We start from the raw sequence: 22,101 nt of genomic DNA, 5'->3' as shown, positions 1-22,101 counted from the left end.
TACTTTTAATGAGAAATTTAATTTTCATCTCTGCCTTTATATTTCATTTTATCATGTTTTCTGCTTACGCTCAATCGGATTGGCAAGCAGAAGTAGATTCTATTATTCAAAAAAATACTGAAAACCAACAACTTGGGGTTACAGTTGGCATTACAAAAAACAATAAATTAGTCTATCACAACTATACAGGCTTGGCAAATTTAGAATATAATGTTCCTTTTAACGACAGTACAATTATTGGTTTAGCTTCAGTTACGAAGCAATTTACGGCTGCTTGTATCGCTGTTTTGGAAAAACAAAAACTCTTAAGTGTGGAGGAGGACATCAGAAAATATATTCCAGAACTAAAAGTATATGAAAAACCTATCCGTATAAAACACCTTCTAAATCATACTAGTGGCATTCGAAATCACAATGTACTTTTGAGTTTACAAGGGTTTGATTATGAACATAGAGGTTATACGAATGAAATGATTCAAAATCTTATGTTTCGTCAGCGTGATGTCAATGGAATAGCAGGAAAAAAAATGCTTTATTCTAATACAAATTATGTCTTTTTAGCTCTGATTGTAGAACGAGTTTCTGGAAAAACAATAGCAGATTTTGCAAAAGATCAGCTTTTTGAACCTTTGGGAATGAAAAACACATTTTATAGAAAAGACTTAGAAGAAGTTGTTTCTAATAAAGCCTGTGGATATTATTTTGATGGCAAAGAATATAAACATCCAAAATCTTTAACTTTATGTGTTGGGGCAGGGGGAGTAAAAACAACAATTTCGGATATATCGGAGTGGTCAAAAATTTTCTTAGACAATGCTCATCCATTTGCATATATTGCAAAGTTTCTAACTACAAAAGATGCTTTAAATGATGGTTCTGAAATAACACAAGCTCGTGGCGTTTTTGTTTGGGAATATGCAGGAAAGACTGTAATAGAACATGGAGGAAGGGATATAGGCATGCGTTCTCATTTTATATGTATTCCTAAAGAAAAAATGTCAATTATGGTGTATGCTAACTCTGAACATATCAATGCACAAGGCATAGCATTCAATATTTTAGATGAAATTAATAATAATGCAGAAACTGTTACAGAAACAAACGAACAATCTATCTATCAACACTCAAAGTCAGAACTAGAAAAGTTTGTAGGCAGCTATCAAGAAAAAAATAGTGATTTGCTGATGAACTTCTTTATTGAAAACGATACACTGAAAGTCAAGACGAATATGGGAAATACTGCTGTTCCACTCATTTCAAGTTCTGAAAATACATTACATCGCCTCAATGCTAAAAATGTGGTCTATGCATTTTATAACACTTCAAAAAACAACCAAAATTCAGATATAGACCTAGGAGTAGATTTTGGGGGTGCACGTTTTTATTTTGAAAAGGTAGAGCTATTTCCAGCAGAAAAATTCAATACAAAAGAATATGTAGGAAAGTTTTATTCTGATGAATTAGATATTACCTATCATATTTTTCAAGAAAAAGGTAATTTGGTTCTTTCATTCCCAAATAATGAAAATATACTGCTTTCTTCAAGGAGAAAAGACGAGTTTGGAACAGGTCGTAGAATGCGTCTTTCATTTAAAAGAAATAAGAATGGCAAAATTCACGCTTTTAAAGTTGCAGCCGAAGGAACAGTAAAAGATATTTTATTTGAAAGGATTGAATAAAAAACATATCACTTTTCCACAGCAATAGGTTTGTAAGCCTATTGCTGTGGAAAAGTAATCAAGTAAATTTTACTTCTTTCTAAAATCAATGTTGCTCATTCTGGCTGCTCCTTCTTCGGTTACATATATTTCAGACCACACAACATATTCTTCCTTATTCTCATCAAACGACCAATTTCGACGCATTTTGTCCTCCAAGTCTAAGGCATTATCTTTTTTGGTAAAAAAGGATTCAACCCCTGCCGAAACTCTTATATAATTATAATTTTTACTCCAAAAACTAAAGGTGTCTTTTTCTCTTGTTCCCTTGATTAATACGTTTTTAGGATTTGATTTTTTCTCTGCTTTTGTCCAAACTCCAACTGTTTTATAAAATTCCTTGTTGTCATCTAAGGCAAGTTCTATAAAAAGCTCATCGCCATACGTAAGTGTGGAAAGTGTTGCTGAATCTAAGTTGTGTTGTAGAGAATCTAAGTTCATCTGACTAAAGTCGTATTGTAGATTGACATAATTTCCTCTAAACAAATCACGAGGGTCAATTGGTAGAACTTTTAATTTGATAGGCGTTCCGACCATCATCGGATAAAATGCTTTAGCAAACATTCCTCCTAGTACTAATACTTGAAAAAGTATGACAAAATATATTAATGATTTATTCTTCATAGTTTCGTTTATTTTGCTTGGCTAAATTTTTTATTCCAAAAGTTGTTGATAAAATATAGTCCGAGTCCTAAGACAATAAATAAAATACCTGTGATGACGTAGTTTTCAAACAAATCAAAATAACGAGCAAGTGCCAACATCAAGAGATAAAAAATACCTGTCATAAAATCGCCTTTTTGTTGATGTTGAATGCCATCATATATTTTCCAAATGGATAAACCCAGCAAAACAATGTTATAGAAAATAGCTAAAGCCTTATCAGATGTTCCTGTGGATAATAAAGGGAATGAGAGTATAACCAAAAGTGCTAATGGAAAAACTGTCTTAAAATTGATTTTTTTCTCTTTGATAAATACTGAATAGGCATAAACGGCTATCGAAATCAAGACCATAATTCCAACCACTAAATAATTTATTTCAGAGTCTCCATAGATGAAACTTTTGATGCCACGCTCACCAGTAATTTCTTCCACAACATCTCTAAAAGTGAATAAAAACAGCACAAACACAAAAGCAAAACGCAGCAGATTTTGAATATTTCTCTGAATAGTTTCTGAATACTTGTCTTTCAAGAATGAAAATACTCCTAAGAAAAACAACAGATAACTAAGTCCAAACATATAATAGCCTTCATCTACAACTCTGAAAAAACGTTCTTGATAAATAGCTGAAACACTGTTCATTACGCCTAAATATAAACTAACAAATATTCCAACAAGTAAAAGTACATTCGGACGAATATAAAGCATATAACCAAAGACAAGCATTAAAATAGGCAGCCACACTGAAAACTGCATATATTCCATTTGCAGAGAAATCCAAAGAATAAACAAACCATGAAAAATAATGGCAATAATTTTACTTCTGAAATAGAGCATTGTAGGAACAGTTCCTAATATCCACCACAAAACACCATTTGGAAAATAAGATGAGATATGAAATATCTGTGCCTGCAACATAATATTTACGCCAAAAAGAAGCGAAGCGAGTAAAAAAGCTAGTTCAGCCGTCTGTTCATCATTTTGTTGTATTTTCCAAAAACCCCAAGCGTAAGCAGCAAAAAGTGGAATAAGTCCTGTCAGCATTCTAGCAACGATAGGCAAATCGTCCCAGTTTTGAGCAATAACGAGCATCAGACCAGCCACACCAATAAGAATAGCTACAGCCTTCAAGATAAAACTAGAATCTTTATAAAAAGGAGGAGCTTCTCCCAGTTTTGGTAGTTCGTATTTTTGAGAAAGTTGTTCGGCTTGGGTTGAAGAGATAATATCTTCCTTGACCCAACCTTCTATTTCCTCTCGGAATTGCCTTGAACCTTTTAGATTGAAAAACATAAGTAAACGAACGATTAAAAATGGATAATTGGCTGCGCCGAGCTATCGGTTAGCTACGCTGAACTAACGTTTGATAATGCAACGGATATTTTTTTGAAAGAGTTGATTCAATAATCTAAAAACTGACTTTTTAAATTATACACTTTATTTAATTTCAAATTAAAAAAAGACTTTTGTTGCAATTTAACTGACTTTTAAACATAAAAGCAAATTATTCAAGAAGGATATTTTATGTTTGACTTCGTCGTCTTTCATTTATCTGAATTTCAAATCCTACAAGTCTTATCCATTATTCACTAATCAACCCTATTCGCTATTGTCAGTGTCCCCATCGACGATAGTTTACACTAATATATTTTTTTGAAAACCCTTAGCAATTCTTTAAATTAGCTTACTTTTTCAGAATTTAAAATATCACTCTACAAAAAGGAATGCAAACCACGCCCAACACACACAATCCGAATACGCCAGACACAGTACAGAAAAAACAAGAAATATTTACGCCTTCATCTAATCTTTTTACCATAGATATTCATACACACATTCTGCCTGAACGTCTGCCTAACTTGCGTGAACGTTATGGCTATGGAGGTTTTATTCACTTAGAACATCACAAACCTTGCTGTGCTAGAATGATGATGGACGACCGTTTTTTTCGTGAAGTAGAGGATAACTGTTGGTCGGCAGAAAAGAGAATGCAAGAGTGTAATCATCAGCACGTAGATGTACAGGTGCTTTCTACTGTTCCTGTGATGTTTGGGTATTGGGCAAAGCCAGAACATACGTGGGATTTATCAAAAATGCTAAACGAACATATTGCAGGGATTGTGAGGGATTATCCAGACCGTTTTGTGGGTTTGGGAACAATTCCTATGCAAGCACCAGATTTAGCAATAAAAGAAATGGAAAGGTGTGTAAAAGAACTAGGACTAGCAGGCGTAGAGATTGGTTCTCATATTATGGATTGGAATTTGGATGCGCCAGAACTTTTTCCTGTTTTTGAGGCAGCAGCAGAACTGGGAGCCTCTATTTTTGTGCATCCGTGGGATATGATGGGAACGAGTAAAATGCCTAAATATTGGCTGCCGTGGCTGGTTGGAATGCCTGCCGAGACGAGCCTAGCCATCTGTTCTATGATTTTTGGAGGTGTATTTGAAAAACTACCGAATCTTAAAGTTGCCTTTGCTCACGGTGGTGGTTCTTTTCCTGCTACAATTGGGCGCATCCAACACGGTTTTGATGTACGTCCAGATTTGTGTGCTGTCGATAATCCGATTGCTCCAAAAGACTATCTAGGAAAATTCTATTTAGATTCTTTGGTACACAGTCCTGAAATGCTAGATTATATTGTCAATCTGATGGGAGCAAATCGTGTGTGTTTGGGAACAGATTATCCATTTCCATTAGGCGAGCTACAACCCGGAAAACTGATTCATTCGATGGATTATGACGATAAGAAAAAAGAACAACTCCTTAGTGGTTCTGCCTTAGAGTGGCTCGGACTGAAAAAATCTGACTTTGCTTTTATGCAATCTTGGGATGTGGGGTAGTAATGTAATTTATCTTACAGGTAAGTCTTGGTGCTATAATTTCATATTAATTCTGTTCACATTCCCAGATGGTAGCCAGTCCACACCCTTGCAGATAATATCCAAATTCTCTGTAGGAAGGTAATACTTTCAAGAGTTCTTGCTTTTTGTCTTCATCAGTAATCGTGCTTTTGATAAATTTTTCTACATCTTCTAAACTATTTCCTCTGTTTGTACAATTTACTGCCTCAAAAAAAGTAATTTTACCATTTTCTTCTATGTATATCAAATTACTTGTACTCAATGCATATTCCCATGCATAAACGTGGTATAAGTGATTTGGTACTATATTAAATCTACCCTTACGATATTGAATATAGTTAGTAGTATCTAGCATGTCGTGAATATTAAATCCATATACTTTACCTTTTTCACAATCTAAAGAAAAATGAAATGTGTTTGGTAGATTTTCATTACTTGGAATGGTTTCTTTAAGGTAAGAGACAATTTTTTGTAAGCTCTCACAAGTTGTAGTCTTATTGTCTTTAGTTGATAGATTAGAAGACTGTATTACAGAAAAAGAAAGAAGTAGAAAATATAAAAATAGAGCTTTCATTTTGGTAGTTATTGTAATTTGTTTTTTTTCTAAAATTTATTCCTCAATCCGAATTTCATTGTCTTGAATAAAAGGTGTTTTCTTTTTCTTCTTTTTAAACTTAAAAAGCTCCTTAAAACTATCGAAGGTAAAGATTTTTAACAAACTTGCTCCTGCTGTAGAATTATTTTCTAAGGCTGTGTTGAAGGTATTGATGTTGTTCTTATGATAGGCTTTCATACGCAGTTTTCCATCTGGCAAAATCAGATATTCTACTGTCCAGTCTCCTGCTATGCTAGCAAGGTTGGCTTGATTTTGTACGTTGGTAAATGCTCCTTCACGAGTTACACGTACTCTTCCCTCAAAAAAGGAATAGGAAAGACGCAGTTGTAATGTGTTTAAAGCCTCTGCATCAAGTCCTTGCACATTCAAATCAATTTCTAAATTTTCATCGACTTGGGAAATGAGATTACTTAGTTGGTTGGACAAAAGTTCGCTCACACTACTTCCAGCCGACTGATTGATTCCTTCAAAAGCATTTTGGGCTGACAAACGCCGTAGCAAAATCAGACTAAACACTTGTTTGTTCATCTCTTGGTCGTCGTTCTGAATACGAGTTTTGAAGGCTGCCACATACGATTCTAAAGAAACTGGTGTTCCTCCTGCTATAATAAGAGCTGGATATTCGTTTATATTAATGTCAAAGCTAATATCTGGTGTGAGCAAATCGCCTTTTAGAAATAAATCCACTACCACTGGATAACGTCTTCTCACTTCTTGGCTCGCCAAAACAGTACTGTCTGCTGCTGTAATGATAGGAGCGAGGGAAGCCATTTGTTCATATTTTGCTGTTAAATCTACTTGTGCTGCAAAAGGGTCTCCACTCCACGTAATATGACTTCCTCTATCTACCGTAAATTCTTTATTGATAACATTCAAAAACGTAAAATTATATGCTCCCTTTACAATTTCTACATCTCCGTACATATTGAAATCTCCTTTTGTGTCGATAATCATCTTTAGCCTTCCTTTTCCATTACCACGAATTACATCCCCAACTTTTTTATCAAAAATAAGTTCCATATAAGCATCTGGAGTAATATCTAGGTTAAATTCCATTTTCAAGCTAGACAAATCCTCTTTTTTCAAACGGCTTTCCAAAGAATCCATCAGTGTAGAATCTGTATGATTGACAAAACGAATAAATGACTGTGTAGAAACGGCTTCTGGATTGGAAAGAGGTAAATAAATCCGTGTTCCTGCTTCGCTTTTGGCATTGATGGTTATTCCTAATTGCTCCAACGCTCCAAAAAGCTCAAAATCTCCAGTAGCATAAGCTGTTCCGTAGAAAATGTCGTTATGAATGGGTTTGGTGTCCAATACTTTCATTTTTGTCATTTCTCCACGCAGTTGCATTACAAAATTTTGAAAGCCATCGTGATAAATACCTCCGTCTAAAAAGGCAATATTATCAGCATCGTCATAGAGGCGCAATCTATCTACACCAATTTGATTTTCTGTAAACGTGATTTTATCATCAAAATGATATATTGTATTTAAGTAATCTACCCTAAAACTACCTCCACTTACGAAAGCCTCTCCGATAAGACGAATTTGATTGGGCTTTCCCTTTATCTTTACTGCTCCATAAACATCTCCTTTGAAGCCATCTGCCACCACATTCAAAAATGGCTCAATAATATTTAATTTCATTCCAATAATTTTGGCATCTAAGTTTAGAGGACTTTCCTCTTCTTTTGGCGAATAATATCCAGAAATATCGACTACTTCACGCCTTCCATACGCTAAATAGGCTTCAATATTGAGTTTTTGTTCTTCGCTGTTCCAAACTGATTCAGTATGAAGATTTCCGATGGGAATGCCTGCCATCGCTACTTTTTGCAGATTCAAATTATTTTCTAATTTGAGTGTGTCATACACCCCACTAATAAATGCCTCTCCACTCGCTTTTCCTTCCAAATCTTGCCCCAAAAATATTCCAAAAGGCTCTAAATCTACATTCAACAAACCTACATTCAACACAGAGTTAGGTTCTTTAGATATTTTACCTAATATTTCTATTCGCTGACTATCACTTTGCAAAACAAACTTATCTTCAAAACGAATTTCATCTTTACGTATGCCTATTCTAACAGATGAATCGCTTCTCCATGTATTTCCCAAGACTAAAAATTCTGGATTGATTAGATTGAGGGAATAAATAGAATCTGTAATATTGAGCGAACCTTTGAGAGCAATGTTGTCGTCTTTAGTTTGTCTTTTTATGTAGGTATCGAACAATATTTCTCTTCCAAACCACTGTGCATCTAACCTTAGCTTTTCGGCAGAAATAGCAGAGGTATAATACTGTCTTTCAGAGAAAATATTAGTCTGAACATCTACTCCCATTGAATCTAATGGCTTTATAGCATCTAATTTTATATCTGTTTTGTAGAGAGCTAAGTCTTGATAAGAAAGCGAATCAATGTAGGCGTCTAATGTAAATTCTACTTGATTTTTGTCTAAATTACGCTCAAATGTCCCTTCAAATTTTGAATCAGATGCAATAAAAAATTTAGGTTCAAAAAGCTGAACTAAAGGATTTATTTTTTTTACATCAATGGCATAATCTATTGTATAAGGTGTTTTTTCAGCAGGTTTTTTTTTCAGTTGTTCTTTTTTCTTCTCATAATATGAAACCTGTGAGGCTGAATCATTGAGAAACTCCAACTGATATTCTTTGAAGGTACTAACAGCATCATCAATAGCATCTTGCAACTGAAACTCTCCCTTTATATCTAAATCTATATAATCTGACTCCAAGTGAATATCACGAAAACCATTTTCTAATGTAGAATTGAGAGAAATTACACTTAGTGCTAATTTATTTTTGTTGTAGTCTATTTTTGCTTGTCGTATTTCTGCTGTTCCTGTGATAGAGTTTAGGGTCAATCCTTTCAAATTGAAATTTCCATTACCTTGAAGGTTAGCAATTTTATCTGAAAGCCCCATATTTTGTAAGTCAGAGCTAATAATACGTATTCTGCCATTCACTACGCTATCTTGTAAATCTATCTTTCCACGCATATCTCCCACCAAATTGGCATCATTGATAGTTAGTTCTCCAGTAAAAGAAGGATATTTCAAACGTCCATCAACAGCAATGTCTTTATAGGCATAGTCTTTAAATTTATTTCTTATCGTTATGCTATCTACTTTTGCCTTTACTTTTAAATCAGCTTCTTTTTTTGTAAATCCTTTTCCATTTATTTCTCCATTAGCTGTAATTTGCCCTAGAAAGCTACTTCTTGCTAGTTTTCCAGCTTGAAATCTAACTAACTTCAACTGTCCTTCATACGTTTTTTCAATCGTATTTAAGTGAATGTCTGTAACGGCATTTCCTAAAGAAGTTTTAAATTGTCCGTTAGCCACAAAATCGGAGGGAAACCCTAAAAACTCACCCGAAAAATTTACCATTCCCAACGGCTGAATGGTACGATAATCAGCAGCAGAAATATATTGCTTTATATCTGAAACCGTCAGACGAGCATCTTTAAAACGCAAGTCAAGAAAAGAGTTTTCAAGGTCTGGCAAACCACGAATGGCTACTTTTCCATCAACAAAACTTTGATTGGCAAAATCTATTCTTAGGTCTTTAGAACGCAAGTCATCTACTGTACCACGCACTAAGCCTGTCGCTACCAAACGCTCATCGTAAGCCCTAAGCGAGGGAGCAAAACGTGCTAAATCTTCAAAATCTAGTTGGGCATTTTGTAGATTAGCATAAATATCTACTTTGTCTATAAAATTGTAGGATAAATATGCTGTACTGTCGTATCTAAAAATGAGAGTGTCTTTCAAATGACTTTTACCTATTTTTGCATCAAGATTTAAAAACTCTAGGGAGTTATTCGTATATCGGAAAAAGACATCCAAATTTGTAACTGGAAAATCTACAAATGGCTCAATAAGGCTTCCATTTTTTACATTGAGTTCGACAGTATCTTTATATACTCTGAAATAGTCTAATTCTCCATGAATCTGACTAATGGTAAAATGGTTGTAGTCGAAAAGTCCATTTTCTAAAGAATCCTTTGTAGGATTGTGAAGTGAAAACTGAACGTTACGTAAGGTAGCCTTATTGATTAGAAAAGGAATGGCTTTTGTTTTTTTAGTAGTATCTGTTGGTGAAAGCCCAGCAATCGCCTTGACTAATTCATTAATATTCCAAGAATCTGTGGCAGGATTGAGTGTCATATTAAACTGTGTTCCTTGCAATTCCAAATCATCTATCTGAATAACTTTTCCTTCCAAAATTTTTCGCAAAGCCAAATCTGCATTGAGCGTATCAGAGTCTATAAAAAGTCTATTTGTATTATCAATTACCTTTAAATCAATGAGCGTAATTTTGTCAATATCTGAAAAATAAAGTCTTTCTATCGTAATAGGAAATCCTAGTCTTTCGCTCAAATAAGATGCTCCAATTTTGGCTGCCCACGTCTGTGTACCCGAATATTGAGCCACAAGCGTAATGAGCAATAAAAAAATAAATACTCCCAAAGAAAACTTAATCGAAAAGCGAATCACCCTACCTACTCGTATCATAAACCAACGGAGGTAAATCGCAAGACGATGATATATTTTCTTTAATTTTTGCAAGGAATACGTTTTGTAAAAGAGGATTTCTAAAGGATAGTATTTATCAAATTATATGCTTAGGATAAGGAACAGATATATAAAATTATATAAAAACATTCAACTCACATTATGTTCTGTTCAAGTTCTTATTCAAAACTATTCCAAATATGATATGTTTTGATAAAAACAAAATGTCTTCTAACAAAATAGATTAAAAACCTTTAACAAATAAAAAACGGAAAGCCAATTAAGACTTTCCGTTTTCACTATTTCAAAAGGAATATGTTCTAGTTTATTCTTTCATTAATTTCTTAATGATAATTCCTTTTTCAGTTTTGAGTTGGATAGTATAAGCTCCTGATGCAAATCTTGCCAAATTCAAGCTATAAGAATCTGAAAGTGCAGGAATAACATCTGTTTTCACTACACGACCAAGTGCATCCATTACAGTAATTGTAACTTCGTCTTTTACTTCTCCTAATTCTATTCTGAATGTTCCATTACTAGGGTTTGGATAGATACGGAATGCTTTGGCTAATTCCTCGTCCTCACCTGTAACTGGGTCTTCTGGAACAGTGAAGAATACTGTACGAGTTTGAGTAGAACAACCTGTGTCGTAAGTAACAATAGCTGAATAATTGCCATCTACAATTGGAGTAATTGTTTCTCCAGAAAGTGATGCATCTTCTTCGCCATCTCTCATCCAAGTAACATTTGAAATTTGAGCAGAAGCTGAAGCAGGCTCAACAAAAAGAGTAGTTTCTGTTTCACGCAAATAAGCTGTCTCAACAGCAATACGCTCTACATTTACACTATTTGAAGTTACGCTACATCCCGTTTGAATAGCTGTAACAGTATATTCTCCTGCTGTAGTTACTTCAAGAACATTTCCAGCATCTCTACGGATGATTCTTCCATTTCTATTCCAAGTATAAGTTGCACCAGCAATTTCATCTGTAGTAAGTACTACACTGTTTCCTGGACAGAAACTATCTGCTGAAGTTGTTAAAGATATTTCAGGTAAAGAAACAACATTTACTTGTATTACATCAGTAGCTGAACAACCACTTTCTGTAACTGTAAGTGTATATTCTCCAGATTCAGAAACTGAAACTTCTCTTTCAGTTCCTACAACAGTTCCCTCAAGCGTCCAAGAGTATGTTGCATTAGTTGCCTCTGCTGCTCTAAGTGTTCCATTTTCACAGAAAGTAGTAGCTATTCCATTCAAAATTTCTGCTGGAGGAGCATAGTTCAATCTTACATTAGTAAATGCAGAAGTAGTAGTACAAACACCTTTAGTTATGCGTACTTGGTAATTACCACTACGATTTACAGTAAATGTATTAGAGTTTGTATTCTCTATTTCTACACCACTTACAAGCCAAGTATAGGTTGCATCTGCTACATCATTTGCTGTAAGTACAGTAGAAGCATCACAACTACGAACAGATGTACCTTCTGTAATACTCGCTTCAATAGTAGGACTTACAACAGCCTCTACTCTTGTACGCTCACTTTCTAAACCTCTCAAACCAACAACACTAATATAATAAACCGTTGTTTGGCTAATTACAGGTGTTGAATAATTTGCTGTATTTGTTTGGTCTATGAGATTTCCTCCTGTTTCTTCTACATAGATTCTAAATACAGAACCACTACCACTAAGCACTAACCTAACTCTACCTGTTCCACAACTAGGTGTATTTGATACCACTGTTGGAGCTTCAGGGAATGTACTTGCATTTGCTTGTGCAGCTTGTGATTGTGCGCCTCCATTAGTAGCTACTAACCTATAAGTATAGTAAGTATCTGGATTCAAGCCTGTATGCTCAAAAGTAGTAGTTGAGCCAGAAGAAATAGTTGCTATAAGCGTTCTTCCCGTATAAAGCAAGTAACCTGTTGCACCATTTACTGCCGTCCAAGAAAGGTTAATCTGAGAAGTAGAAACTCCTGTTGCAGTGAAAGCTGTTGGTACTCCAAGTGGTGGTGTAGTTGCTCCTCCACCTCCTGTCGAAACGCCAACAGTAACTGTGTTGAATATACTACTACAAGAAGTTGTGGCATTTGTTGCTACTACTCTAAAGCTAGTTGTTGAAGTTAGACCTCCCGTAGAAAATTTAAGCGTACCATTATTTCCTGCTTGTGGAGCTCCTACATTCGTATTTGCTGGTGTTATTTGTAATTGATAATTAACACCTACTTCAGAGTTTGGTACTTCAATATCACTAATACCTCCATTCCCTACAGAGACTGGATTAGCTACTATTGTTCTAGCAGCAGGTAGGGCATTGATAGTAAGGTTAGCAGATTCGTTGCTGTTTACTACTGGGTCTGATGATACAACTCTTACCTTATAGCCTGTTCCTGTTGTTGTTGTAGCAGGAATAGTCAAGCTAATTGGGCTTGTACCTACTTGCGTTGCAATAGGAGTTGTAAAATTACCACTTGCATCAGAAAGCTGTGCTGTAAATGTATTGCCAGCATTGAACGGATTAGCTGTAGTAAACGGAATACTAACCGTTTCTCCTGCACAGTATGTAGTTGGATTAATTGTTCCCAACGTAATTGTTGGAGTTGGTGTAACTGTAACCGTAACTGTATTTAGTATTGTTTCACAACTTCCAGTTGGATTTGTTGCTACAATTCTAAAGTCTGTATCAGCATTAAGGTTTCCAGTAGCAAATGTAAGTGTTCCTCCGTTACCTGCTTGTGGAGCTCCCACATTTGTATTTCCAGTAGAGACATTTTGAAGTTGATAATTAACTCCTGTTTGAGAGTTTGGAACTTCAATTGTACTAGCTGAGCCTGTTACTACGGATGTAGGGTTCGCTGCTATCGTTCTGCTAAGAGGTAAAGCTCCGATAGTAAGGTCAGCAGACTCATTACTAACTACCGTGTTAGGGTCAGAAGCAATAACTCTTACTCTGTATGCTGTTCCTGTTGTTGCAGCAGCAGGAATAGTCAAGCTAATAGGACTTGTACCTACTTGTGTTGCAACAGGAGTTGTAAAGTTACCACTTGCATCAGAAAGCTGTGCTGTAAATGTATTGCCAGCACCAAAGTTACCAGTATTAGTTGTAGTAAATGGCACACTGATAGTCTCACCAGCACAATATGTTGTTGGAGTGATAGTTCCCAACGTGATTGTTGGCGTATCATTATCTATGATGGTTACATCTTGAGAAGATGTAGTTCCTATAAGAACACCAGCAGATGGATTAGCAATTGTTAATGTTGCTGTTTCAGTAGGTTCTACGTCAGTATCATCTACTACTGTAAATGTTACAGTACCTGTTGTACCTCCATTAGGAATAGTAATAGTCGTATTACTAAGCGTATAATCTCCTACTGTAATACCTGTTCCTGTAACTGCTAAATCTACAGTTTCATCAGCACTAACAGCAGAAGAAGCTGTTGCTGTAACTGTAATAACTGTTGCAGCATCTTCTGTTCCACTGTTTGCACTTACAGAAAGATTGATTAAAGGCAACGAAGGTACAAATTCAATTTGAAAATCATCTATTGCCCCTCCTATATCTTGTACAGCTCCGTCAGACCTAAATACTACTCTGAAAGCTACATCTGCATTACCTGCTAAAGAAGATATATCAATAGTTTTTAAAGAGTAACTAGCAACTACGCCTGACATAATAGTAGTTCCTGTCGAACCAAAATCTGTATTTCCAGCAGTAGTAGAATTATACCAGTTCGCTCCAGTAACAGTAGCTCCTAGCTTAGTCCAAGATGTACCCTTATTTGTAGAATACTCTACTATCATACCATCCCAATCGTCTTCGAAATCATGTTTTGTTTGGAATGATAATGTATAAGCACCTGGTGCAGAGAAATTAAAATTAGGTGTATAGAGGTTTGAGTGTGAATTATTACCATATTGACCTTCTGTTAATCCTGTAACCCAAGCATTAGCACCACTAACAACTCCATCTTTTCCAGTAATGGCTGAGTTTCCTCTTTCCCAGTTAGTAGCTCCTGTTACGTTTTGTGCAGCAAAATCGGTTGCATTTACTTCAAAATTCCCACCATCTGTTAATTCATAAGGCACATTACGGTTAGGTAAAACTGTAATTGTTTTTGTCATGGTAAAGTCTGCCGAACCTCCTCCATTAATAGTGAGTGTAATAGTTTTAACACCTGGTGTAGAATAAGTTACTGTATGAGGTCCAACTGTGTTTGCAGTAGCAGGTGTTGCATCTGTTCCAAAATCCCAACTCCAACTTGTAGCTCCTGCAGAATAATCAGTAAATAAAACATTTGTCCCAGCATATACCAAATTTTTATCAATACCAAATAATGCTGCTGGAGGAGAAAAAGCATTTGTAGTAAATAAACCTCTACCATGAGTAGCTACAGCAACTAAATTATCAGATTCACGAATTTGTAACATATCACAGCGAGTATTTGCAAGTCCTGTGCTAGTAGGCTCCCAAAAATCAGCAGCAGGAGCTGCAGTAATATCATCGGTACTCCAAACACCTGTTTCAGTAGCAATCAAAACTTGTCTAGTATCATTAGGGTTAAACATTGCCCAACGTACTGGCATATTAGGTAATCCATGTCCATTATCTTTGCTTACCCAAGTAGTTCCTCCATCATTTGTATACCATACATTTTGAACTGTAGAACCATAGTTAGAATAAGTAACGATAATTTCATTTTCACTAGCACCAAATTCAATAGATGAAACTGAAACAGATCCTTGCATTGCAGCACTTGATATATCAGTACCTGTAAATGACGTTCCTGTATGAGCATTTGCTATTCTCACAACTCTACCTGTACTTGTACCAACATAAAGAGTTGTTGTACCAGCAGGAGAATAAGGAGATGCCTTTAAATGTGTAGTATTTCCTGTCGCATTAGAAACTGTTATACCTGTCTTTGTTCCTGCAGGAATTGCCCATCTATATAAACTACCATTACTAGCTCTATAAGAATATAGCAAATTTGTAGCATCATCATAGTCTGTTGGATTGATAAAAGAACCATCATTAGACGTTGCTACTGGCGTAAAAGTATTACCACCATCCGTAGAAATTCGATAATTATTATATACATAAGAGCTGATTTGAATATCAGAATTGTCTTGGTCAATAAAACAAAATGCTCCATCACCTCCTGTTGCTTCAGTAGTAGGGTTTGTCCCTAAAATGGTGAAACGTTGTGTACCATTATCTTGAGCACCTGCCAAGAAATTAGCTGAAAGGTTTGCAGGATCCATAGCTACAGCATAAAACTGTGTAACATTATATCCTGAATTTTTATCAGCAAAGTTAGGGGTTGCTGCTTGTATGTTTGCACTACGAGAAATACCTCCGTCACTACCTACAAGCATTTCATCACCACTACCTGGCTTATAAGCAAACTCGTGTATATCTGCGTGAACATACTCTCCACATCCACCTGTCCAATAAGAAATACCTGTCCAAGTATTTCCTCCATCTGTACTACGATGTACATCAATACCTCCAACAACTACATGATCTGCATCAGTAGGATTTACTTTCAATATCAAATCATACCAAGATTGTCCACGAGTAAAATCCTGTGTTCCTGGTGCACAAGTTCCTTGTTCAAGATATTTTGGCACAGTAACATCTGTCCAAAGAGTTCCTCCATCTACAGTCTTCTTAAAAAAGGCAATATTACTACCATCACTTCCTATAGCATAAACTACTTGAGCATCTGTAGGAGCAGATGCCAGTTCTATTCTTGAACTAGTAGCTGGAATAGAAGCAGGCGTAATATTAGTCCATGTAGCACCATCAGTAGTAGATTTATGAATTTGTCCTGTACTATAGCCGTATTGTCTTAGAAAGTTAATAGAAGCATATATATCTCCATTTGCTGCTACCTCTAAATCAGCACCACCTTCTGCATCAAGAACTTCTAACCAGTTATTACCTCCATCAACAGAAGAATAAACTCCACCATTAGCTCCATTACGGCAAGTAGCTAATACTCTACCTGTGGGTGTAACAACAATTTTTGTGATATAGGCAAACTCAGGAGTTACAGCTAGTGTAGAAGATGCTAGACGGTTCCAAGTAGCACCTCCGTCAGTAGTTTTCCAAATACCAGCTCCAAATTGTGCGCCTCCATTAAGCCAACCTTCACCAGTTCCTACATAAAAAACTTGTGTATTGGAAGGATCATAAGCTATTGTAGAAATAGCAATATTTTCCCAAAAATTATCTACAGCTACCCAAGTAGGATTTGTTTCAGTAATATCATTGGTATACCAAAGACCTCCTCCAACACCACCAGCCCATACTTTTCTGCCTGTAGCATCATTTGGATCATACATAATTGCACGAGTACGTCCTCCCACATTATTAGGTCCACGCTCTACCCAATTTACATTGTCAATACGTCGTTGATTAATAGCCTCAGTAACTCTAATATCTGTCTGTTCATTGGCTTTTATACGAGCATCCATAGCAACCTCTCCTGTAATTGGATCAGCAGTAAGTTCATAATTTTGAATCCAAGCTAGATCAATACGGTCTTTTTTAGGAAGTTTTTTCATATCCTTCTTTGTCCATCCTGCGTATTTTTTGCTTAGAGCTTTGTAGTAAGCCAGTTTTTCCTTTCCCTTCAAAAATTCAGGGTTTGTATCAAACTGATAGTCTGGCAAATTGAGAATCGCTTGCGTGTCGTGGTTTTCTGTATCTAGTTTTTGGAATAGCCAAAAGCAGGTGGTTGTTATTAGACCAAGTGCCACTAAAGACAGAAGCCACCTCATTTTGAAGTAGAAGCTTCTATTGTTCATGGGATTGTAAATGTAATTAAAAGAGTGTTAATTGATTATTGAATCGGAAGTTTTCTTAAATGTTAAAAAGTAGGTATTTTAACATATTAGATTTTGTTATCCATAAAAAACCTCACTGTACGTTGTGATTCGTTTTAGTATGTGATGTTACAAAAATATCTTTTTTTTTACTAATTCCCTACCTTTTTTTAAAAAATCCAAATTATCTATATCTTCAAAATATGATTTTGAAGATAATATTCTGTTAGTTTTCATTCAAAACAAAAAGGAAAGCTAGAAAACATCTCTATATCTTTTTTTGCTAATCTATGTTTTCTTCTATTAAAGTATATTTTTTCTGAATAATAATACTTTCACTATAAGGATAAGGCGCAGCCATCATATTTCCTTGGCGTTCTGTTTTCAAGAGAGGTTTGACTTCATTTAAGCCGTATTTGAGTTCACTTATCCAAAATTCTGGATTAGGGGTAGAAGTTTCTATATCTACTACAGCACCAGAATCGGGCAATGCCCAAATACTCATTGTTTTGAAATCTTTATCTATTCCCATAAAAGGAATTCTAGTTGTGTCATTCCAAACAGCCTCTAAATTAGGACTATACAGTTGTATCCACTCACCATTACGAGCAGGCTTGATAGCAATTTTATAGCGATAAGCAGTTTCGCTAATCATAGAATCTGAAACCAATGAAAGTACTGGAGCATCAAAATTTAAAGATGAGTCTAATTCTATTATTTTGCTTTCTTGTAAAAACACCCACTTTTCTATCACACTTTTTGTTTTTCTAGGAAAAATTCCCTTTGGTAAAGAATCAAATACAGCTGAATCTGTTAAAAACTGACGTGTAAACTCATCAGTTTCTTTATCGTAAGAAGCCCAAGTTTGTTTGTTTTCATCTAAATTATAGATATAAAAAATACTATTTGGTTTAGGTTGTTTGTCTGTAAAAGGAGATTCTAAAGCCCCCCAAAATAAAATCCCGATGCCTACCATCATTAAGAACAAAGAAAGAGACCAATGCCAACCCTGCGTCAAGAGTTGCATCACAGGAACTAAAAGCAACCCTACTAAAGCAATCAAAACAGCCATTAGAGCAAATCCATAAATAATAAATCCTCCTACTTTTACAGCTTCCAAAGCCTCTGGTACAATCGCCATTACAGGATAAAAAATATAAATAGTAGGTATAGAAAGAACTAATAAAATAATAGCATCAAACGGATTGAGATATTCTGCATTGTTGCGTATTAATAAATACAACCAAGCTACCAACATGGACAGAGTAGGGATAATAAATAGGTAAGCAGTAGGACGCAAGTCTATTCCTATCCAGTTTTGTCCAAAAACAGATAAGGCACTAAGTCCAATCCAAAATGGTATAACTCCCATCAGTACAGATGCCGACTTTTTACTTCTAAAGAAAGCAGAATAAACAAGCAATGATATGCCAAAGAAAATAAGAGCAAAGGCAATCTGATACCAAAAAGCAAAATAGGTCGTGTTATAAGGCATCCAAGAATGAACAGAGTGTGTCATCAAGATTCCTTCCCAAAGAAGTGTTGCCAACCCTCCAATTGTCAGTGCGATTACTAAATATCCGAATAGACTTCCAAACAGTAGCTTCCATGACCAATAACGTAATCCAGACAGAAAAAGTAGAACAAAAAAGATAAGCATTCCATAGATTGTCCATTGCAAATACTGGTCATCAATATCCAATATTAAAACATTTCCGTCTAAAATTCTTTTACTTAAATTACCTGGTACTCCTAAAAATATAGCATTTTCATCTGAGCTAATTTGAGTTTTTAAGTTTTTGAGGTCTCCAAAATGACGAATCAGCGCAAGCATATAATTGCCATGCTGTTGTAAAGAACGTTTATCTAAATTTTCTGGTGTATCTAAAGGTGTATGATAGTGAGTGTGATTGCCAATAAAAGCAAAATTGATAAACGGAATATTATTTGCACCAAAAACGGCAGCATCTGTTCCATTGGGCATATTCTGATATACAAGATTGGCAAATGAAGTTCCAAAAGCTCTTAGTTTTCCTGTCTCTTGTGCTACTTTGAGAGCTGTTTGAGCTTGCTTTAAAAGTTTTTCATTTTTTTCAGAAGTTTCAAAAAGAATAGACATTCCTCCTGCCCCTCTTGCTTCAAAGTTGAAGGCAACACCAATTTCTTTTGCCCAAGGGTGTTGTTCCATAAAGGCTTGCGCTCCTAAAAGGTCTATTTCTTCGCCATCTGAAAAGAGAAAAATAATATCATTTTCGAAAGGCTCATTAGTTACTTTTGTTTTGAGCATATCCAAGATTTCCAACATTGCACCAACAGCTGCACCATCGTCGGCAGCTCCTGCTGCATTGCTTCTTGAATCGTAATGACAAGCCACTAAAATAGTATGTTTAGGATTGGCAACATCTGTTATGTTTAGAGTAGAATCTGCCAAAACTGAATCAGAAATAATTGCATTTGCAGGAGAGTTTTTGCCTTTTATTCTTACTAATATATTTTCTAAAAATGAAATTTGGGGAACTTGTCCATAGTTTGTAAACCTTGCAGATTGTACCTGTGTTTCATATCCCATCATTCTAGCTTGTGATACAATATAGTTACGAACACTATCGTGTGCTGCTGAGCCTGTTGGATGTGGCATCTTAGCTACTTTTTGCACGTATGTAAAAGCTCTATCTGCTGAAAAATTTCCTTCTGTATTTTGTGGAGCAACAGGCGTAATTTGAGCTACTGAAAGAATAATAACAACAAGTAGAACACAGAAAGTAATAAAAGTAGAAACCGATTTCATAGACAATGAAAATACAAAGGATGTAGAATAATTTATACACTAAATGTATTCATTTTTTGTAAGGATAAAAAATTATTCTATTTCTTCGTAGTCAAAAGGCTGTAATTCTGTCTATTTCTGACTTCTAATTCTACTGAGTGTTTCTTGACTCATTCCTAGATATGAGGCTACGTATCCAAGAGGAATCCTATTGATAAGATTTGGATACTCTCTAATAAAATTTTCGTAACGAGTTTTAGAACTGACCATTCTTAGATTTGTAGCTCGCTCTGCCATCTGAATATAATACATTTCTGTTAGTTTTCGTCCCACAACATTTAAGTCAAGATAGGAGTTGTAGAGTTTTTGCAACTTAGCGTGTGAAATACATAATACCGTCGAATCTTCTATTGCCTCAATGGTTTCGTTGCTTGGCGTTTGAGTAAGAAAACTATACACAGAAATAAAAAGTGTATTTTCTGGAAAAATCCACGAGGTAAGTTCCTTTTTTTCTTTATAGTAGAATGCTCTGACCAGTCCTTTGTCTAAAAAATAAAGATGCTTATTTGTATCTCCTTGAGATAAGATACTTTCTCCAGCTTTGTATTGCTTTGTTTGAGTAAGTTCAATTAAAGCAACCTTTGTCTCTTCACTAAGAACATAGAAAGAATCTAACAAACTAAATAAACTCTCTAAGTTTTCCTTCATTTTCATCCATTATTTAGTCTCCAGTTTTCTAAGAATGTGCGTGTTTTGTTGGGAAAATATAAAAAACTAAAAGGTAAGCGATTGCCATGTTTTGCCTTAAATTCTTCTAAGGTACTTCCACGAGGTGGAAAAATACAAACATCATAATTCCTTTTAAAACTAAGAGCAAACTGTTCAAACTCATATTGCGTCATTCCTTTGAAGAGTTTGTCTTTTTCTATACTTAATATTTTTCCTTGTGCGTTGGTAATAATGTGAAAGTAGAAGCGATGATTGCCTGCCTTGTCTTGTTCACAAAGGTCGTCGTACCACTCTTTACTAAATGTCTCTATCAAACAAAGTTCTATTTTTTGATAGTTTTCGACAATACAATCTCTATCTGCTGGTGTTGTTGCCTCTAAAATAGTAGTATTTTTGGTTGTTTCGTTCGCAGAAGAGCCACTGTTTGAAGAAGATAAAATGATACACAAGAAGGGTAGTAAAAAAAGTAATTTTTTATCTTTCATAAAGCTAAACTGTTGTGTGAATAGGATATAGATATGTCATGACAATCCACCAAAATCAATCCATAATTTCTACATTTTTATATAAAATATAAAAAAGAAACCATAACTAAAACCTGTCGCAAAAAAAATCAGTGATTTGATTACCAAATCACTGATTTCTCTTAATTACTTATATGACAAAAAAATATTAGCTTACACTAGAGCCATTAGACGAAACTTTCTGTCTAGTTTCATTTGCAAATGCTGTTGCTCTTTCTTTTCCTTCTTGAAACTTAGCTTTCGCAACTTCTGTATTCTTATTGATGATAGCTTGTGCTTCGTTTGCAAGTTGCTTGCCTTTTGCTTCTGCATTAGCCACTACTCTTTTTGTTTCTCCAGAAATACGCTCACGAGTTTCAGAGCCTTTTGCTGGAGCTAATAGAATACCTACAGTTGCACCAATCGCTGCTCCTGCTACAAATAAGAGTGTGTTGGTAGCTGCACTAGACGAGCTACTTTCAGAATATTTATCTTTCTGATTGCCATAAAATGTTTTGATTCCTCCGTAAGCTGCTAGAGCCAAAGGAACAATCTTTTCTACGCTCTCAGTAAAAGTGTCTTTTACAGCTTCTGCTTTGTGTTGAGCAAAATCTTGAACATCGTGAGCCAAATGCTTTGCATCGTTTTTCACAGCATCAAAATCAATATTATTTACTTTTTCTTTAATGTTTTCTTGGAAATTCATAGGAGTTATTTATAAAAATTATAGTTAAAAAAAATGAAGCATTTATAATAGAAATAAACTATTGTTATTCACTGGTAAATCAATATGTGTGATTGAAGAAAGACCAGTATCTGCTTTAATTTATTGTCATATTATTAACGCATAGTAGCA

11 protein-coding genes are annotated in these 22,101 nt (G+C 35.2%); 2 read left to right on the top strand and 9 right to left on the bottom strand.

Annotated elements, in window-relative coordinates; genetic code table 11:
* Window positions 1-8: 8 nt before the first annotated feature.
* Window positions 9-1,679 carry a serine hydrolase domain-containing protein gene (locus tag QZ659_RS03580; RefSeq protein WP_291721959.1) on the top strand — a complete coding sequence of 557 codons (1,671 nt, stop codon included), beginning with the start codon at window positions 9-11 and terminating at the stop codon, window positions 1,677-1,679.
* A 69-nt stretch (window positions 1,680-1,748) separates the two neighbouring features.
* Here the strand turns inward: QZ659_RS03580 and QZ659_RS03575 are convergent, their stop codons facing one another.
* Together QZ659_RS03575 and QZ659_RS03570 are read right to left on the bottom strand one after the other, a co-directional pair.
* Window positions 1,749-2,342 (bottom strand): GDYXXLXY domain-containing protein, encoded by a 594-nt coding sequence (locus QZ659_RS03575; RefSeq protein WP_291721956.1) that lies wholly within the window; start codon window positions 2,340-2,342, stop codon window positions 1,749-1,751.
* Between the two features lie 8 nt (window positions 2,343-2,350).
* Window positions 2,351-3,676, bottom strand: coding sequence for a DUF2157 domain-containing protein (locus tag QZ659_RS03570; protein WP_291721954.1), 1,326 nt, complete (start codon window positions 3,674-3,676; stop codon window positions 2,351-2,353).
* Window positions 3,677-4,107: 431 nt separating this feature from the next.
* Here QZ659_RS03570 and QZ659_RS03565 point away from each other — a divergent pair, with 431 nt between their 5' ends.
* Entirely contained in the window at window positions 4,108-5,226 is a 1,119-nt protein-coding gene (locus tag QZ659_RS03565) for an amidohydrolase family protein (RefSeq protein WP_291721951.1), read from the top strand.
* A 46-nt stretch (window positions 5,227-5,272) separates the two neighbouring features.
* Here QZ659_RS03565 and QZ659_RS03560 read toward each other — a convergent pair whose 3' ends face one another.
* From QZ659_RS03560 to QZ659_RS03530, 7 genes are all read right to left on the bottom strand, one after another.
* Complete coding sequence (locus tag QZ659_RS03560; protein WP_291721948.1) at window positions 5,273-5,821, bottom strand: hypothetical protein; 549 nt, start codon at window positions 5,819-5,821, stop codon at window positions 5,273-5,275.
* Between the two features lie 36 nt (window positions 5,822-5,857).
* Window positions 5,858-10,459 carry a translocation/assembly module TamB domain-containing protein gene (locus QZ659_RS03555; protein ID WP_291721946.1) on the bottom strand — a complete coding sequence of 1,534 codons (4,602 nt, stop codon included), beginning with the start codon at window positions 10,457-10,459 and terminating at the stop codon, window positions 5,858-5,860.
* A gap of 271 nt (window positions 10,460-10,730) precedes the next feature.
* On the bottom strand, window positions 10,731-17,228 hold the full coding sequence (locus QZ659_RS03550; protein ID WP_291721943.1) for a T9SS type A sorting domain-containing protein: 6,498 nt from the start codon (window positions 17,226-17,228) through the stop codon (window positions 10,731-10,733).
* A gap of 301 nt (window positions 17,229-17,529) precedes the next feature.
* Window positions 17,530-20,034, bottom strand: coding sequence for a M28 family peptidase (locus tag QZ659_RS03545; protein WP_291721940.1), 2,505 nt, complete (start codon window positions 20,032-20,034; stop codon window positions 17,530-17,532).
* 111 nt (window positions 20,035-20,145) lie between these two features.
* A complete protein-coding gene (locus tag QZ659_RS03540; protein WP_291721937.1) occupies window positions 20,146-20,721 on the bottom strand; it encodes a Crp/Fnr family transcriptional regulator in 576 nt (191 codons plus the stop codon).
* A gap of 2 nt (window positions 20,722-20,723) precedes the next feature.
* Window positions 20,724-21,227 carry a hypothetical protein gene (locus QZ659_RS03535; protein WP_291721934.1) on the bottom strand — a complete coding sequence of 168 codons (504 nt, stop codon included), beginning with the start codon at window positions 21,225-21,227 and terminating at the stop codon, window positions 20,724-20,726.
* A 187-nt stretch (window positions 21,228-21,414) separates the two neighbouring features.
* Window positions 21,415-21,951 carry a YtxH domain-containing protein gene (locus QZ659_RS03530; protein WP_291721930.1) on the bottom strand — a complete coding sequence of 179 codons (537 nt, stop codon included), beginning with the start codon at window positions 21,949-21,951 and terminating at the stop codon, window positions 21,415-21,417.
* Window positions 21,952-22,101: the final 150 nt, after the last annotated feature.

Origin of the sequence: Bernardetia sp. (assembly GCF_020630935.1) — a bacterium.
GTDB lineage: Bacteria > Bacteroidota > Bacteroidia > Cytophagales > Bernardetiaceae > Bernardetia.
Note: the sequence above shows the minus strand (reverse complement) of the source record. Positions and strands in the feature narration are given on the sequence as shown.

Excerpts from the sequence above, each read along its gene's own strand:
- QZ659_RS03530 (WP_291721930.1), bottom strand. The coding sequence starts at position 21,951 with ATGAATTTCCAAGAAAACATTAAAGAAAAAGTAAATAATATTGATTTT.
- QZ659_RS03545 (WP_291721940.1), bottom strand. The coding sequence starts at position 20,034 with ATGAAATCGGTTTCTACTTTTATTACTTTCTGTGTTCTACTTGTTGTT.
- QZ659_RS03565 (WP_291721951.1), top strand. The coding sequence starts at position 4,108 with ATGCAAACCACGCCCAACACACACAATCCGAATACGCCAGACACAGTA.
- QZ659_RS03540 (WP_291721937.1), bottom strand. The coding sequence starts at position 20,721 with ATGAAGGAAAACTTAGAGAGTTTATTTAGTTTGTTAGATTCTTTCTAT.
- QZ659_RS03560 (WP_291721948.1), bottom strand. The coding sequence starts at position 5,821 with ATGAAAGCTCTATTTTTATATTTTCTACTTCTTTCTTTTTCTGTAATA.
- QZ659_RS03570 (WP_291721954.1), bottom strand. The coding sequence starts at position 3,676 with ATGTTTTTCAATCTAAAAGGTTCAAGGCAATTCCGAGAGGAAATAGAA.
- QZ659_RS03580 (WP_291721959.1), top strand. The coding sequence starts at position 9 with ATGAGAAATTTAATTTTCATCTCTGCCTTTATATTTCATTTTATCATG.
- QZ659_RS03575 (WP_291721956.1), bottom strand. The coding sequence starts at position 2,342 with ATGAAGAATAAATCATTAATATATTTTGTCATACTTTTTCAAGTATTA.
- QZ659_RS03550 (WP_291721943.1), bottom strand. The coding sequence starts at position 17,228 with ATGAACAATAGAAGCTTCTACTTCAAAATGAGGTGGCTTCTGTCTTTA.
- QZ659_RS03535 (WP_291721934.1), bottom strand. The coding sequence starts at position 21,227 with ATGAAAGATAAAAAATTACTTTTTTTACTACCCTTCTTGTGTATCATT.